General features: G+C 39.3%; 15 protein-coding genes and 1 pseudogene. 11 read left to right on the top strand and 5 right to left on the bottom strand.

Translation table 11 applies throughout. The features are described from left to right. Window positions 1-2: 2 nt before the first annotated feature. Window positions 3-272, bottom strand: a complete 270-nt coding sequence (locus tag F0P93_RS20020; RefSeq protein ID WP_150879097.1) for a hypothetical protein — start codon at window positions 270-272, stop codon at window positions 3-5. A gap of 457 nt (window positions 273-729) precedes the next feature. Here F0P93_RS20020 and F0P93_RS20015 point away from each other — a divergent pair, with 457 nt between their 5' ends. The 4 genes from F0P93_RS20015 (at window position 730) to F0P93_RS20000 (ending at window position 2,545) form a co-directional block, all read left to right on the top strand. After that, window positions 730-936: a helix-turn-helix domain-containing protein gene (locus F0P93_RS20015; RefSeq protein ID WP_150879095.1), complete on the top strand. Its 207-nt coding sequence runs from the start codon at window positions 730-732 to the stop codon at window positions 934-936. A gap of 226 nt (window positions 937-1,162) precedes the next feature. Then, a complete protein-coding gene (locus F0P93_RS20010) occupies window positions 1,163-1,768 on the top strand; it encodes a hypothetical protein (RefSeq protein WP_150879093.1) in 606 nt (201 codons plus the stop codon). A 33-nt stretch (window positions 1,769-1,801) separates the two neighbouring features. After that, a complete protein-coding gene (locus F0P93_RS20005; protein ID WP_150879091.1) occupies window positions 1,802-2,149 on the top strand; it encodes a helix-turn-helix domain-containing protein in 348 nt (115 codons plus the stop codon). Window positions 2,150-2,173: 24 nt separating this feature from the next. Further along, window positions 2,174-2,545 carry a hypothetical protein gene (locus F0P93_RS20000; protein WP_150879089.1) on the top strand — a complete coding sequence of 124 codons (372 nt, stop codon included), beginning with the start codon at window positions 2,174-2,176 and terminating at the stop codon, window positions 2,543-2,545. Between the two features lie 188 nt (window positions 2,546-2,733). On the opposite strand, the gene F0P93_RS19995 is transcribed toward F0P93_RS20000, so the two are convergent. From F0P93_RS19995 to F0P93_RS32045, 4 genes and pseudogenes are all read right to left on the bottom strand, one after another. Further along, a complete protein-coding gene (locus F0P93_RS19995; protein ID WP_150879087.1) occupies window positions 2,734-3,672 on the bottom strand; it encodes an MrcB family domain-containing protein in 939 nt (312 codons plus the stop codon). A gap of 688 nt (window positions 3,673-4,360) precedes the next feature. Beyond that, window positions 4,361-5,203, bottom strand: coding sequence for a hypothetical protein (locus tag F0P93_RS19990; protein WP_191908865.1), 843 nt, complete (start codon window positions 5,201-5,203; stop codon window positions 4,361-4,363). Between the two features lie 383 nt (window positions 5,204-5,586). After that, window positions 5,587-8,547, bottom strand: a complete 2,961-nt coding sequence (locus tag F0P93_RS19985) for a hypothetical protein (protein WP_150879083.1) — start codon at window positions 8,545-8,547, stop codon at window positions 5,587-5,589. A 113-nt stretch (window positions 8,548-8,660) separates the two neighbouring features. Then, window positions 8,661-8,867: pseudogene (locus F0P93_RS32045) on the bottom strand (hypothetical protein); the annotation flags it as partial. A gap of 611 nt (window positions 8,868-9,478) precedes the next feature. Here F0P93_RS32045 and F0P93_RS19975 point away from each other — a divergent pair. The 7 genes from F0P93_RS19975 (at window position 9,479) to F0P93_RS19945 (ending at window position 16,147) form a co-directional block, all read left to right on the top strand. Then, the gene (locus F0P93_RS19975) at window positions 9,479-10,543 is read left to right on the top strand and encodes a helix-turn-helix domain-containing protein (protein WP_150879079.1); all 1,065 of its coding nucleotides are present in this window, start codon (window positions 9,479-9,481) and stop codon (window positions 10,541-10,543) included. After that, window positions 10,540-11,007 carry a hypothetical protein gene (locus F0P93_RS19970; RefSeq protein ID WP_150879077.1) on the top strand — a complete coding sequence of 156 codons (468 nt, stop codon included), beginning with the start codon at window positions 10,540-10,542 and terminating at the stop codon, window positions 11,005-11,007. Before F0P93_RS19975 ends, F0P93_RS19970 begins: the two co-directional genes overlap by 4 nt. 306 nt (window positions 11,008-11,313) lie before the next feature. Next, entirely contained in the window at window positions 11,314-12,009 is a 696-nt protein-coding gene (locus F0P93_RS19965; RefSeq protein ID WP_150879075.1) for a multiubiquitin domain-containing protein, read from the top strand. Beyond that, on the top strand, window positions 11,984-13,174 hold the full coding sequence (locus F0P93_RS19960) for a ThiF family adenylyltransferase (RefSeq protein WP_150879073.1): 1,191 nt from the start codon (window positions 11,984-11,986) through the stop codon (window positions 13,172-13,174). Before F0P93_RS19965 ends, F0P93_RS19960 begins: the two co-directional genes overlap by 26 nt. Further along, on the top strand, window positions 13,140-13,592 hold the full coding sequence (locus F0P93_RS19955; protein ID WP_150879071.1) for a ubiquitination-like system serine protease family protein: 453 nt from the start codon (window positions 13,140-13,142) through the stop codon (window positions 13,590-13,592). The genes F0P93_RS19960 and F0P93_RS19955 overlap by 35 nt, the downstream gene beginning before the upstream one ends. A gap of 571 nt (window positions 13,593-14,163) precedes the next feature. Continuing rightward, complete coding sequence (locus F0P93_RS19950) at window positions 14,164-14,745, top strand: hypothetical protein (RefSeq protein ID WP_150879069.1); 582 nt, start codon at window positions 14,164-14,166, stop codon at window positions 14,743-14,745. Between the two features lie 385 nt (window positions 14,746-15,130). Beyond that, window positions 15,131-16,147 carry an SDH family Clp fold serine proteinase gene (locus tag F0P93_RS19945; RefSeq protein WP_150879067.1) on the top strand — a complete coding sequence of 339 codons (1,017 nt, stop codon included), beginning with the start codon at window positions 15,131-15,133 and terminating at the stop codon, window positions 16,145-16,147. Window positions 16,148-16,321 lie beyond the last annotated feature (174 nt).

Raw genomic sequence — 16,321 nt, 5'->3', positions numbered from 1 at the left:
ACTTAACTATAGGCTACAGCCTTAATAAGCTTCAGACCATTTAGGGCCGTAATCTCGATAACGTTCTCTGGTGGAATAATTCCCTGGCTGATCCAACTTGAAATCGTGGATGTATTGCCTATGTTAAACAGGTTGGCGTATTTGGCAATGGTGACCCAGGCGTTCAAATTGTAATTAATACCGTTGTCATTGAGGTGTTGTAGAATCTCCTGGGTGGAGGCATTCATTTCATCGATGAACTCCCGGATTGTTTGTTTATTTCCTGCGGCCATAGCAATGTGTTTTTGGAGCTGAAACAGTACAATTTAATCAAAAGTCACGTGATTCTGGCTGAATTTTCAGGTTTAATTGTAAACCGTTCTACGGTTTGACTATTATTTGGTGATACCCGAATTAATGAAAAAAATCACCATATTTAGGTCAAACAAATCGCTATAATTAGTCAAATAAACGGCAAGAATTATTGGATGAGTTCTAAAAGCAAACGATCGGGCAAAGGGTATCCGCTTCGGGTTTCAACGGAACGGTTTGAAAAAATGAAGGAGAAGTGTCAGGAGAGTGGAATCCCGTTAAACCGCTACTTAAACTCATTGATCGCTGCTGATCTAGAAAGAAGAACTGTAGAAAATGGCACTAGATAGCCGTTTGCTCAAAGCCTTGACCGTTGGTTTAGTTTATTAACTACATCTTCAACCAGAGATATACATTCGCTTTAAACTTAAACAGACTATGTCAGAAATTAAAAATGAGGTCGGCCAACTTATTAAACAGGCAAGGTTAAGTGTAGGATTGACTCAAAAAGAACTAGGTGAAAAAATTGAGGTTGCTGAATCAACATTTAGCAGATTTGAAAATGGGAATCAGAATTTAACAATTGATACACTTCAGAAAATAGCGACAGCGCTTAACAAACGGCTTATCATCAAATTAGAGTAACAAATTTTTTCTTATAATACTTGTATTATAATACAAGTATTTGTATTGTTGCAATAACAAATGGCGTAAATCAGAAAAGGCGAAACAGAATTAGTGGGATGATCATCCACTTAGTTGCTCGCTGAATTGTACGAGGAAGTTGCCAGGTTAATCAAATAGAAACCCCAACGCTGTAAATCTTGGCGGATCGAGCGAAGGGGTTTGAGAACCCAAAACAGTTACTGTTATGAGTCAGGAGCAAAACTACATTCCTGTAGCATTCGGCGCAAGTGCGCCCCCACAAACTTCACGAACGGTTAGCGAGGTACTTAGTTTCTTTCCTTCGCTGGATAGTCTGAGCTTGCTGCCACAATTCAGAATCGAGTATGTCTATCCTGAAAACTATGTTCCAATCAGCATTGAGACGCCCGCGGATGCTTTGATGCTTTTCCGAGCCTTCTGGGAGCGGGAAGAGAATAAAGATCCGGACAAAGTTTATGTTCTATTGCTACAGAAGAACCGAATTCTAAGCCTTCAACCGTTAGGCAAATCGGCTACGTTAAGCCGTTTCCTGCGGATCTCCAAGGTAGCAAGGTTGGCTTACCTCGCTGGTGCAGACAATATCATCCTGTTATCAACGCATCGTGAATCGGAAGTCGAGGACTTTGAGCAAAGTGAGCAGGATTTTTTACTGTCATTGCCGGAAGAATTTGAATCATTTGATTTGGCATTGACCGATTGCATTCGGATTGGTGAAGACCTGGAGTACTCATTGTTTACGGCTGGATATTCAGAGTATGCAGGTTTTACGCCACCGGATTATTACACCTGGCATCGGAATTATAATTTATAAGCACATACGGTACCAGAAATCAACAACACATTAATGAAACAAACCAAGTCCGGTATATTGAATGTTGGACTTTCATCGAAATCAAGTATGGACAAAACATTCGAAAATGAAATGCGATCGATGATGGCTGACCTGAAAGAGCTCACCAAGCTAGGCACAATCCGGTCCAAGGCGCTCTACAGCGTTGAAGATGTTGCATTTTTAACGGGTTTTTCAACGCTTACAGTCTATGGCTGGATTCACAATGGTCGTTCTTTCAATAGCGGCAAAAAGACTGTATTTTTGAAACCGGCTGACGGCCTGGCTGAACGCGGGTTTCGGATTTTCCCTGACGAACTAGATCATTTTCTCTCACACTTTCCTCCAGCCAAGGCAATTTGAAATACAACCATAAATACTATTACAATGAATACTCCAAGGCTAAAATCAAGATTAGAGCTTCTTCACAACCAAAAAGTAAGTATTGGCCAGAAAGCATTTAGTAAGGGGAAATATGCAATAAATGATTTGATAATGGCAATTAATCAGGCATCTGTTTTAGTAGAAGGACTTGAGCTACCTGATGACTTAGAAGAAACAAAGGCAACGGCAGTTTTTGCCATTAGCCGAACACTAAAAAATATAAGTCAAGAATATGAAGGGATGCATTTAAAACCTTATGGTTATGACAATATTAGCGAAAATATGAAACGGCAAGTAGTTGAATTAAATTATGCAATAAGAGATTTTGATACTAAGGTATTATCCTGGATCAACCAGAATAATAAGGTTTTGTAATGAAATTCTATTAATCTGGCGGTTTGTAGGAAATCCATGATAACTACCGGTCATTAGTGGAAAAAATGTGTCTCTGAAACCTGGTGAAGTCTGGCTGAACGAGAGTTTCAGATCTTCTCGGATGGGTTGGACCATTTCCTTTCACATTTTCCACCTGCGCGTGCCTTATCAGGTTTGAATAGATTTTCCTATCCCTTATAGTGAGCTTTTTTGAAGCCCTCAATATCGCTGATAAACTCAGAGCGGTGAATCATCCTGTGGCAATTTGAACAAAGCAAAGCAAAATCTTTTGAAGGACTTAACTTTAATCTTTGACCCTTTAAACCTGATAAAGGTGTTAAATGATGAGCTTCAATATAATTCTTGCCAATCTCTCCGTAGTGTTTAAAAAAGTCAAATCCACAAACTTGACAAATTGGTTTATATAATGCTTTAGCCGCTAGCGCTAAATTTGTATTTCGTTCAATCCTTTTATGTAAACGTATTTTTGTTAAATCTTCAAAATATAGCTCTTCATCCTCTTCAACTGTAGTTCCACCAAAGACAGAATCATTTTCCACTAAATATGAGTAAAGAGATAAAAACCTGCTTAAGACCTTAAATAAGATATCTGTACTTGGGATTTCATTTATAGGATAGTATACGGAACATATAGAGCCAGCCTCATAATCAGCACCTAATGTAGAGCTACTGGTTGTTGATAAATCAATAGGACCATGGTTTAACCCAGAGGCTTTCTCACCTAATCTGGCTAAATAGTCATTAGCCTTAATACGTAATGCTTTTTTTGTATCCGACTTGTATTCTAAGCGAATAGTTGTAACGCCCTGATTTAAAGATAAGTACAAACCAGAATAATCTTCTTTGAATAAGTATACAATGTAGAACCCCTTTTGAGCAGACTCAGTTATTAGCCTATCAAAAATCGCAACCCATGGACAGCGGGCCCAAGCTCCTTGGCCTGTGCTTCCTCTTACCAAGTATCTTGAATTGAGATCAACACCAGTGGTAATGAGCTCAACTATTTTCGTTCTAACAAATTTGGCTAGTGGGTGTCTATTGAATGGTTGCCTCACTGCTTGCGGATACTCCGACAAAACTATTTCGAACGCTTCATTAAGGATCATTTGTTATAAGTCAAATTAATTGTGATTTGTCATAAGATAGTAGCTTTTATTTATACTTGATTAGATTGTATTGAAAACATTCAACATTTTAAAGCACTCGATCTCATCACCACTCCCCTGTAACCACTTTAAGACTTTTTTTGAGTTTCGTCCGTATTCGGCATTTAAATCTCAATAACCCGCATACGGTTACTGATTCGTTGTGGATTGTACTGGGCAATACATCTGAAGATGAAAGGCCGTCTATTATAGCAGAACTTAAGTAACTTACAAATCAGGGCACAATTCGATCGTAAATCCTCTATACAGTAGAGGATGTGGCATTTCTCACGGGCTTCTCTATGGCTGGATTCATAATGGTCGGCCATTCAATGGCGGAAAGAAAAGAATCTTCCTAAAACCGGCTGACGGCATAGCTGAAAGAGGATTCAGGATCTCCCCTGATGAACTAGATCATTTTCTCTCATACTTTCCTCCAGCTAAAGTATGATGAATTCAAATCTATATACTTGAACTGTAGCGTTTCATAGGACAAGTTTACCAGGCTACTGGCAATTAGGTTAGCCTTAAACAATCCATTACCCCTTCCTCTCATTAATTCATACAGTTCACCAGTACCAATTGTTTTAAGGTTTATCGACATCAATATAGTAGTAACATTTACAAATAATTATTGATAAGTTATAACTTATCTCTGCATTACTTTTTTAATGAAACCGCAAACTTTATCACTAATAAATTTATCTAAATCATCAATCATTGAAATATATTTAAGTGATGGCTTATACTCTTCTAAATACCTTTTTGTGTTTTTGATGCCATTATTTCCATACTTGTCCCCTTGAGTAAAAAACTCAAAAATATTATCTATCGATGTTTTAAAATAAAGTTTGTTATGGTAATAATATTGGGATTTTAATAATAATTCTTTGTAGTTTTTAGTTTGACATATAACTAAAAAAATATCGTAGGAATCTCTAATTCTCTTAGGAACATCAAGTGATCGCCCTTTTGCACCTATAAATCCTATTTCACTTGCAAAATTTATTCGTACTGATTCGGTAGTATTGTCAGGAAGATCAAATGATATTTCTCTTGCATTTCTTTCATTATCCAAGAAAATAATATCAGTTCCTGGTCCAGAAATTGACATTGCTGAGTTCCAATTAATGAAAATTCCCTGCTCTTGGTCTGGAGCATATCTCCTATGTAGAAAGTCAACATGGAATAAGATCTGATCATCCAATATATTTAGAGCTTTATGTAATTGAAATTTGTTTTTAGCCGAAAATAAATACCCATTCTCTTTAAACATTCGAACAGCTGTTTGCATTTTCTCTACAGACGTTGTTTTATCATTCAATAATAGATCGACATCAAAAGAGCCTGGATGAGGATAAATAGATGAATAAAAGAGCAATGGAATCCATCCGCCGATAATTACATAATCTATATCGCATTGAGAAATGATTTTTACGGCTTCACCTAGTAAGCCTTTTGCCCCCTCTTGTTCTGTGGCGTATACTCTCATATGTAGTCTATTGTCCATTGATCCAGAAATAAGTTTCTATATTTAGTTATGCTGCCGTACTAATTTATAACCTTTTCAAAAGTCAGACAATAACCTTTTATACTCTGGGTTTTTCCAACATATGTAGCTGGAGATAAGCAACTCAGCACTTTTGTTCCAGTCTTCTATTGACGAAACGCAAAGACGATCTGTTCTTCAGGGAATTTGACGGTAGGCCGATGCCTTCTTTCTCAGAAACGATTAATTGGTTATTTACACTACTGAAAAAAGCAGTGGTTCTCTACTCTATAAATGTCCACATCTTAGCAAGAAGGTCACCTGCAGTTTATCTAGCCACACAGAGTAGTTTGCTATTATTATGGGAAGTACAGAAGAAAAGTCGTTCAGTTAAATACCTTAACATCAGCGCCGTCAACTAGATAATTGAAACGTTTCGCTAGCAATTCTAAAATAGCTTCGACGTTCGGTGTATCAGAGTGAGATTCTAAACCGAAAGACTGCAAAACACTCAATGTTGTTGATGTCTTTAAAATCATTTCAATTTTCTCCGCTGTCAGTATCAATTCGGGGATAGGTATGTACCACTCTTTTTCAGGTTTGCGGTAGAAGTCAAACGCTCTAGCTTTCATTACCGCTGGATCGTAAATGGGAGAAGTTTTTTGAATCTTATAATTAACAATGATGTTGCCTATGGCTACAGCGATCTGCCAATCAAGCCAACCCTTGTCTCGCAAGACTTGAACGACTTGCTTAAAACTGCTCGACTGTTTGAGCTTGGGTAGCGTTACTTCATACGGATACATAAATGACATCCTATTCTGGATAGCCTGTAAAGCAACCGATTGATCGTATTTAGGTGCTACAGTTTCATTCCAAGGAAGCTTAGGATTGCTCCGTGACTCTAATTGACTAAACTGCATCCCATCATCAAAATGCTGACGAGCAGACTCATTAAATTCGATTTTAGAGACAAACTCTTCATATAAGACCTGGTAAGTGGCAACAAATAACAATCGACCAACTAGACCTTGTTCGTCGAACTTGGTGTGAATAATCGCCATTAACTCATCAATTGGCAGCAACGAAATTTCCTGTAAAATTGAAATAACTAAAGCAGAGTAAAAAACTTGTGAATTATGTAAGAGATCCTCGCTTGGCTGAGCTGGGAAATTTACTCGCCAATGAATTTCTTCATTCGATGAAAAGGTATACTGTTCTGGCATACTTATGTCATCCCTTATGTCAAAATCAATGTAAATTGTTGATCGTAAAAGGTACAGCTCAGTATCATGCAACTCAACCATTAAAATTTGAATAATGGCTACTAATTGCTCTGCAGCTGCATTTGTATTGAAATCATTTTCAAAGGTTATCATCCATCTACTGCCGTATGTCTCAAAGCTTACCGTTCGTTTCAACCCGAAATCATTATACACACGATCATTGAGTTGACCTTGTAGAGATCTATATAACTCTTGATCCGTTTGTTGATTGTAGCGAGCTTTTATTTCATCAAGCATTTGGTCGATTTCTTCGCTAATATATCCCCATCGCTTAAAACGGTAAGTGAATAGGTATTGACTACCCAGATTAAATCGCTTAGCGATATACAGAATCATTGCGGGGTGAAAGATAATACCAACATGTTGTTTGCTTTCATCATATACTTCGAAATCCTTAGTTGCTACTCTATGAGATAGTATACACAAATCCAATGTATCGACGTAACTCAGCCAGGCCCCTGATCTGTAACAAGCCTCCGCAGCGATAATAAGTGCTTTTGGTAAATATTTTTGCAAATCTACGTCCTCAGATCTGACTATAACTTGAGCAGCAGCAAAGGCGTAATACCGACTGGCATAATCCATACGCAACTCCTTGTAGCATTCCGCAATGAAAATAGAAGCTAAGATGGTCCATTTAGGAGAACTGGCGCTAACCCATTTGTACTTTAACTGATGAAAAGCATTTAGTGCTTCCAAATAGCGTTTTTTTTGAAAATATTTAACGGCTCGTTGCTTTAGCTGTTCGCTCGCTTCTAGTTGGCCATATCGCTTTCCAACTTCTTCATCAACCAATCGAGCAATAGATTCTAACTCACCGACTACCGGATCATTAATGTCGAGTTCAAGTAAAACCTCGATTATATGATTTAGTGAATTAGACAATTCACGGAATGGATAAAAGACTGCACCTTCGAAGTAAGGAACAGCTTCTTGCAAGCCCGCGGCTAAAGTTGACAGCGCTTTTATAGGATTATTTCCCTTGGCAATCAAGAATTGGAATTGTGCCATAATGACAGCAAGCCAAACCTTTCTCCCGTTGTTTTCGGTGGGTACCGCATATTCCTGCTCTAAAACTGACCACAATTGTTCTTTCCATACAGCGATTTCATCAATATCAATGAGATGCCCAGTTCTATGCTTTGAATTAATAATGAATGATAGCAAAATTGTCGCATCCTCTAACAAAGCGGGAGTTCGATACTCAGTAAAATCAGTGTAATAATCCCGTATTAATTCTTCTTGATTGGTTGTATCATTCTGACCGATAAGCTTGGCTACAAATTGCTCATAGATCGCTTTACGCTTCAATGAGCGAAAAATACCTTCTTGTAAATAGATTGATAGTTTATCAAACCAGAAGGGTAGATCTATTTTCAGGCTAGTGTCTTTGTATATGCGGCGTAAGGCTGACTTGATTTCCGAAAATTCCTCGAAGGTTGGGGGGGAATCTTGATTTGGACGCCGTTCAAATTCGGCTTTTAAATCATTATACCAAGTAGGTCCCGCTGGTAAAACGTAATATTCGCTAGGTACATCTAAATAGCGGTTGGCTACCCAAAATAGGTCAGAATCCGAAAGGTGCTCGGCTAGTGATTGGGCATCCATAACTTCAATAGGAACGCCAGTACTCTTGCGAATTCTTTCTTGAACTTTATGGCGCTTCGACACGGGAATATCCTGTCCACTAAAGAAATAAATACGTTCTACAGGAACGCCTGATTTAAGAATAGTGGCTACATCCCTTTCTATTTTTCCATTTTTCTTAGCCGGATCTTGTTCAAGTGAACAGGCAAATGCCACCGGCTCCTTCGAGAATAAACCAACGGAAGACGTTGAAGCAATAGAACATTGTGCCATATAGCTGTGAAACGTCTCAAAGTCACGTCCTTGATCTCCACCAGCTTGCACAGGTCCAGTAGCTGGAAGAATATTGATGTGAATTCGGCTACGAGCATAAAACCGGCATATGTGCTCAAAATCCATTTGACCATTGCGGGCTGAAAGTTGATTTATACCAAATCTTATTTGAGCGATGATTTCTGTTTTCGTTTTAGCCATTGTGCCAATAATTAGTACAAAATTTGCACACCGATGCTTCTAGCAAATTAAATATCCGTTCTGGAATCTCACATAGTATAAATCAAGGTATATAATTTTATTGATAATAGGGTTCAGAACGAACAGCCGGAACCGTGATTTGACGCACGCGATACTTTCCGCTTTGCCGTTGTCGCCGATACCGCCTTTGCCATAGGTCCCGGCAATAAAATACGCTTCGTTACCCTCTTCGATCTGCTAGCGGGGGAGCCTTCCAGTTCGTTCCAGCTATTGCGATTCAGGCGGGGAGCCTGAGGTGCGATGTTCGTCGGCATGATGAAGGTTGACTCATATTCTCTGCGGTACCATCACAGTCGCCGGATGGGCAGAGGTAGCCACGGTCAAATCAATATTTAGGTAATAATTGTGTCTGACCTGATAACAGCCCGACGGTAAGGAATGATCAGGAATGAAACTACCTCTGTACCGGATCGCTATTCCCTGTCAGGCCGTCGAGGAATGCCAGCCGACCCAGTTGGCCATGCAGCTGCTGCGGTTGTGACTCAGCGAATAAGCAGTCCGGCTGATTAGGTAGTTATTGTCACTAGCGTCTGCGTTGCTTGGATTCTCGTACCTGCACAACCAGCTTTTTATCGACCAGAAAGACAAATAATTTCCCATTCGCTGTTTCTTCTCTTATAGAGGAAGAATTAGAGGAATAATAGCCAGACCTTCCCTGACCTAATCACTAATTTTTCATTATAGGCTATTATAATTGGTGATTTATTCTTTGTGAGTATACGGGGCGAAAGATCAGTGAAAATAATAAATTATAGTTAAATACCTGAAAATAAACTACTTATAAATTGCTATAAAATTTTTTAAGAAAATTGTTGTGTTGACTTTATTTAATTTATTATATTTGTATACATCAAAACACAATCGACATGTTATGTTAAACACACTCGCAACCAACATTACCCGCTTTAGGCAGCAAAAGGGAATGACAATGGAGGAGCTAGCGACTGAGGTGGGGGTTACTAAGCAGGCGATTAGCCATTATGAAAACGGTGTTCGCACTCCTGATAGTATTACGCTGTTGGCTATTGCCAAAGCATTTGGCTACAGTATCGATCGTTTAGTAACTGCCCATAAAGTATCATTCAAGCTAAATTATGTAAACTACCGTGAAGGAATGTCCTTATCAATGGACCAGCGAACTACCGTTGAAGAATTGGCAAGTAATGCTCTGGCGAATTACATGGAACTCGAAGCCATTGCTAAAGAGAACAGGCCTTTCGATAATCCTTTGAAGGATAATGACCCGATTAGAACGGAGCATGATGCTGAAAAGGCCGCCATCCAACTTCGCAAACGCTGGAAGCTCGGTGATGGTCCATTGCATAATCTGGTGGATGTACTGGAGAAGAAGGGTATTCGGATTATCAAAGTAAAATTTGGTTATGCGTACACACATGAAGGACTTTCAGGATGGGTGGACCAAAGGAAATTTCCTGTTATCATTCTTAATGATCGACCACAAGACATTTGCCGGATACGTTTTACACTGTTACATGAGCTGGGTCATTTGCTCTTAATAATGGCAGATGATCTCACAATAGACGTGGTTGAAAAACTTTGCAATGCTTTTGCTGGGGCCATTATGCTCCCCACAGATATTCTGGTTGCAGAGTTTGGCAGAAACCGCACGGCGATATCAATGCCTGAGCTACAGCGCATCAAACAGCTTTACGGAATATCGGTTTACGCCATTATGGTTCGCGCCCGGAGAGCCAATCTCATAACCATTGACGCTTATCAGAAGTGGAAGACAAATGATTTTGAGGATTATACATTCGGCCACTACCTTGGCGAAGAGGAGCCGCAGCGTTTCCTGCAAATGTTATATCGCTGTCTGAGCGAAAATAAAATTGGGCTTGACAAAGCTGCACAGTTGGCTGGGCGCAGTGAAGCCGACTTCCGTAACATTCTACTTTCAAAAATTTCAATGAGATGAAGAATTTGGTCGTGACAGAAGTGAACTTGCCCGTTAGGTTGCAGCGTTTTGGCATTCTTCATTATTTAGAAGATGAAGACGTACAGTTTTACATCCCGGATTTGTGCTATTATGAACAACTAGCAACGGGGGATCTCTCAATGCCCGACATAGCTCTTTCAAAATTGTTGATCAGCCAAGGAAAATTGAAGGTGGTTTCATTAAGTGGAAGCCAAATCACTCACGTTATTAGCCTTCTTAACGGCTGCTGTTCTATGTTTCTCGCCAGAACTGTAGCCGCTATGGTTTACGCCAGAATTATGGGGTACACGCTCGTCAGCGAAAATCATCCGCTCCGAGTGATTTCATATCAGCAGCTTGGTATATCGATTTCTAAATACGAAAGCGTGTCAGTGGGACTGTTGCAAGATATTATTAGCCGAGGCATTAACCTTGAAATCGGAATGCTCCATGAGTTAATATAAAAAAACCAGGCAGAGACTACCTGGCTTGTGAATTCTAGTAAAGGAAAGCAAAAGCCTGCTAAGCTTTTGGGTAATGATGTTTTCGCACTTCAAAGTTACCTCCTCTCCTTCAATTCTGCAAGTTATCAAGTGGTTTTAAACCAGACGGGATAATACTATCTCCGAATGGGCCTGCATTTTCAATTCAAATCATAGAAACCAGCATCAGGGATTTAAGAACGCTCTGGCTTCGAGCCTATGCACTGGCTACTGATCTAATCAGTAAGCCACAGAAAATGTAAGTCTAAATTTAAAATCATTACAAACATGTCTTTCGAATTAAATTTTAGTAACCCCGGTGGGGACAAGAATAAAGTTTTGGATTTTGTCATAGAGGGCAAAACTTACCAAAGTAGTGCTCAGTACAAAACTGGCTTAGAATTAAAAGAACTTGCCGGAATTCCACCAGATACTGAATTGTACCTTTCAGTAGCAAAGCCGTGGGTGGATGAGCTTATACTGAACGACGCCCGCGTGAATCTGGCCCGGCCCGAGATCGAATACTTCTACGTTCGCAAAAAGCTTGATTTGTCTATAAACGGAGTAGATCACGTCTGGTTTAAACAGTATATCTCGCTCGAAGAGATTAAGGAACTGGGCCAGATTGATGATGAGGATGAGGTTTATCTAAAAATAGATCCGCCTTTTGAGGACGAATTAATCCGACCCGGCATTATTGTGAATTTGGCTCGCCCCAGTAAAGAGCACTTCGTCTCTAAAGCAAAAGCAGAATACACGCTGATTGTAAACGCAACGCCTACGAGCTGGATGCAGAAAACGATCTCCTATGAACAAGTTGTAGTGCTGGCGTTTGGACAGTATGTCAATAATGGGCAGATGGAATACACGGTGGCTTACTCGAAAGGGCCGAAGCAAAACCCCAAAGGGACAATGGACGTCGGAAGTGTTGTAAAGGTCAAAAACGAGATGCAATTCAATGCAACAGCCACTGATAAATCGTAGCCCGGACCTGAAGCGTCTGCGCGACGAAGGGTATGAGATAGAACTCAAGGGGCCATACCTGCTTGTGCATCATATTCCCTACCTGAACACTAGCCGGGAGCTTTGTTTCGGAATCCTGGTCACGTCACTCGACACTAGTGGCCAAACGACCACACGACCCAGCTATCACGTTATTCACTTTACGGGCGAGTATCCACACAGGTCCGATGGTAGACGTATTACAGGCATCGAGCATCAGAATTGCACTCAGGAGTTATATCCGGGTGTGATCGTGCAGTTTGCTTTCTCGAATAAACCGCCAGAGGGGTATGCCGACTATTACCACAAGGTAACGCGATACGCCGAAATAATTTCGGCTCCAGCAAAGACGCTATACCCGGACACTACGGAGAAAACGTTTAAGGTTGTACCGATGGAAGATGATGCCGCGCCCTTCCAGTATCTGGACACTAACTCGGGTCGGGCCAACATTTACCAGTTAAATGCTAGGCTTGAAGGGCAAAAGATAGCGATTGTGGGACTGGGTGGGACAGGGGCGTACATTTTAGATTTGGTGGCTAAAACACCCGTTTGGGAGATTCACCAATTTGATGGCGACGTCCTGCATACGCACAATGCATTCCGTTCGCCGGGAGCCGCATCCCTTGAGGAATTAGATTCGGAGCCACTAAAAGTGGAGTATTACCGAAATAAATATTCGAATATGCACAAGGGAATTGTAGCTCATCCGTATTACGTTACTGCCGCCAACCTTTCATTGCTCGACATGATGAACTTTGTTTTTATAAGTTTGGATCGTAATGAGGCAAGAGGGCTAATCGCGAGCTATCTGCGGTCACGAGGCATAGCGTTTATCGATGTAGGTTTGGGTGTAAATCTGGTAGGGGACCGGTTGACAGGTATGATTCGCATAACGACCTCTACAGAGACACAAAATGCTCATTTACATAAACGCCTACCTGTTGGCGAACAGGGTAATAATGACTACGATGCAAACATTCAAATTGCGGAGTTAAATGCGCTTAACGCTAATCTTGCGGTCATCAAGTGGAAAAAGCTAAATAACTTCTACCACGATCTGGAGGGTGAGCATAATAGTCTGTACGCGATAAACAATTCGGAATTGTACAATGAAGATCAAGTCCTTACAGCACAGCTTCGTTAAATTCATTCCGAAAACGCTGGACGAGGGAGTACTTTACGTCTCCATCGAATATTGCACAGCCGCACACAATTGTGTGTGCGGCTGTGGCAATAGAGTTGTTACGCCTATTTCACCCACTGACTGGCGGTTATTGTTCGACGGCGAGACGGTTTCACTAAGTCCCTCAATTGGTAACTGGGGTTTTGAATGCCAATCGCATTACTGGATAAAACAAAGTAAGATTGAATGGGCTGGGAAGTGGAAAAAAGAGCAAATTAACGCAGGACGGAATAAGGACTTTCAAGACAAAAAGGAATATTTCAAGCAAAAAGACGCTGAAATCCTAGGACAGGAAATAGAAAGCAAAGTAGAAAGTACTATTAAATCGAATCAGAAAAAAGGTTTTTGGGAGAGACTTTTAAACAAGCTCGGCTTATAATATAAGTCAGGCTGTATGCAAATCTGTATGCAAACAAAAAAGCCACTCACAAATTTTAGTTCGTAAGTGGCTGATATTCAAAGCTCCCGAAGCTGGAGTTGCTGTTGAGTTATTAAGTGACTGTATTTCAGTTTGTTATACTGAGTTGTCATGGTTTATATATTATAAAACAATCGAAATTACTGTAATAAAGATTTTAATTTCTTTTAATATTCTAACAATGAGATACTTATATGTATTCTTGGTGGAGTAGTGTATATATTTTTGATTTAAAATCATAATATAAAAATATGTTAATTTTATTTATGATACTCCGAAACTTAAACCGTTAAGTAAATTTAATCTCTAAACTGAAAAAAATATTTAACTGTTAATTTGCTGATAATCAGATCTTTGTCTCTTCAGAAAGGAAGCTCCTACATGGAAAGCCTTCTGGCCGTTTGTGTGGTAAAATAATAATTATTATTTTACCACACAAACGGCCAGAAGGCTTTCCACTACGTCTCCAATCGCTGCCTTTTCATTTTATGTTTATAACTTTGTTCTTTTCTACAAAAGAACAAAGTTACAAATGTTCGATCAGCCCTACGATTTTCATTTTGTACAGAGAAATACAAATAAGAAAAATAGCATCCAAAGACAATTAGATCCTGAGCTGGACTACCAGTATGAGTACATCTATAAATTTTTTGTTTCGAATGCGTTTTGCAGAAGAAAAATTATTGTTCAGATAAAGCAATACAATGACACAGTCTTTAAGGTAGATTTTTATGCTACTACCTCCAACAAAGAACGCAAAGTAAGGAACGAAAATCTGAGTGCTTATCGTTATCTTACTAAGGTAGGAAGAGCAAACAGGGTAGCTGGAACAATCTTTGCTATTATCGGGACCTTGAGGCGACATTGCCCCGACATGTCTTTTGGATTTCAAGCTGCTACACTGTTAAACGAAGCAAATGATAACAATAATCGTCGTTATCAGGTTTATTTGACTATGATGCAACTTGTTACGGGGTCTTCGAATAATCCTTGGAAGGCATTTGGATATTCTGAAAACAGTTATATTTTTGTGATTCAAAAACGTTTTCTTCAACAGAAACCTCAAATTATAGAAGAATATGGGCGCATCTTTGGTAAAGTCTTTGAAAACTGAGACTCGTAAGAAGGCCTTGGAAAGGACTGAAGAGCCTAAAGTTAGGCGGGTTGATCTACAAACTTTTTTAGCTGGGGTTAAGGAAATTGAGCCTATCCCAGTTAGAGGGTATGTCTGTTTATTTTAAGTAGATTTATCTTCTAATGTAAATAGACCCCAGTCTCTCTAGGCTGGGGTCTATTTATTTAATAATTAAGGACTCTTACTATTTTAGTGTAAAATCCTGAAAGTGAGAGACGTAGCTTCGTAGTGGTAGAGTCACTAATTGTGTGAACTTAAAATACATTATTGTAAGTAGACTTTCTATTTACCGGTTACATTGTTTTCATAAAATGTCTATATATTTTGACGTATTTGCCTATATGTGTTTAAATTTCTCATTTTTATGACATTATCGGCACCAGAACCATTAGAAATAGCCATTTCCTTAGTTAAGGAGCTAGGCAAATTTCGACAAATCCCACAACTTTTTTTCGTAGATGAAATCCGTTTTGAAAGCCTATTTAAGTTAAGGGAAACAGTTCTGGATTTCAAAGAGCACCATTCTGACATATCTGAGATTGATTTTATTATCAATTCTCCTGGTGGAGGCCCTGATGAAGCATATAAAATGGTGAGAACTTTGAGGAACAATTTTGAGACGGTCAATGTGATTGTTCCATTTTGGGCGAAAAGTGCTGCAACTCTTTTAGCTCTCGGAGGGTCATGTATAATAATGGATGAATTTGCAGAATTTGGCCCGATTGATGTACAATTGGTCAAGGAGAGGGATGACAGTCCTTTTTTTGAGCGAGAAAGTGCACTAAATGACGAATATTCACTTAAGCTTATTGAAGACCATTCTCAATTGCTATTTGAGAAGATGTTTACAAATTTTTATCAGAACCAGCGTATCCCTGTCAACAAAAATGACTTATCAAGTCAGGTCTTTGAATATCTTGCTAAATTTTATGATCCCCTTTTGAGCCAGATAAATCCGTATAAGTTAGGGGACAAAAAGAGAAAGCTTGAAATTGGCGAACAGTATGCGGCTAAAATACTGGAACTTTATCAAAAAGATGTTGCCTTGAAAGAAAGAGTATACCTCACTGATTTCCTGGTAAATGGTTGTCCAGATCATGGCTATGTAATTGATTATTACGATATATCTACTTACATGCCTTCTGTTGTTAAATTATCTTCTAAATTTGGCCTTGATTTTAAGAAAGCATTATCTAATTTATCAGGCTTTCTTATGTCTCTTGAAAAAGATATTCGTTATACCGGCTTTGTAGATTTTCAAGTAAATACGGCTGCACAGGACAGTCCTCCCCATGAAAATGGCTCAGAAGGACAGCTTAACCATGGTAATGTACAAGTGTTAAGTAACATATCGTCTAATCATCATGACAATGAACACTAAAAATCCATCAACTAGAACAACTTCTCAAAGCTCGCTAAGTGCTTCTCGAGTAAGATTAGATCACTATGCGAAACAAGCAGAAGAAAGTAGAAGGCAATCTTTAGTTAAGAAAGCAAGTGCCTCTCAAAAAGTTTAGTATTGATTATTTCTTCTGAAAAGCCCCTGTTGGGGCTT

The organism is Larkinella humicola, from assembly GCF_008727875.1.
Classification (GTDB): Bacteria; Bacteroidota; Bacteroidia; order Cytophagales; family Spirosomataceae; genus Larkinella; species Larkinella humicola.
This window is presented reverse-complemented; position numbering and strand designations above follow the sequence as displayed.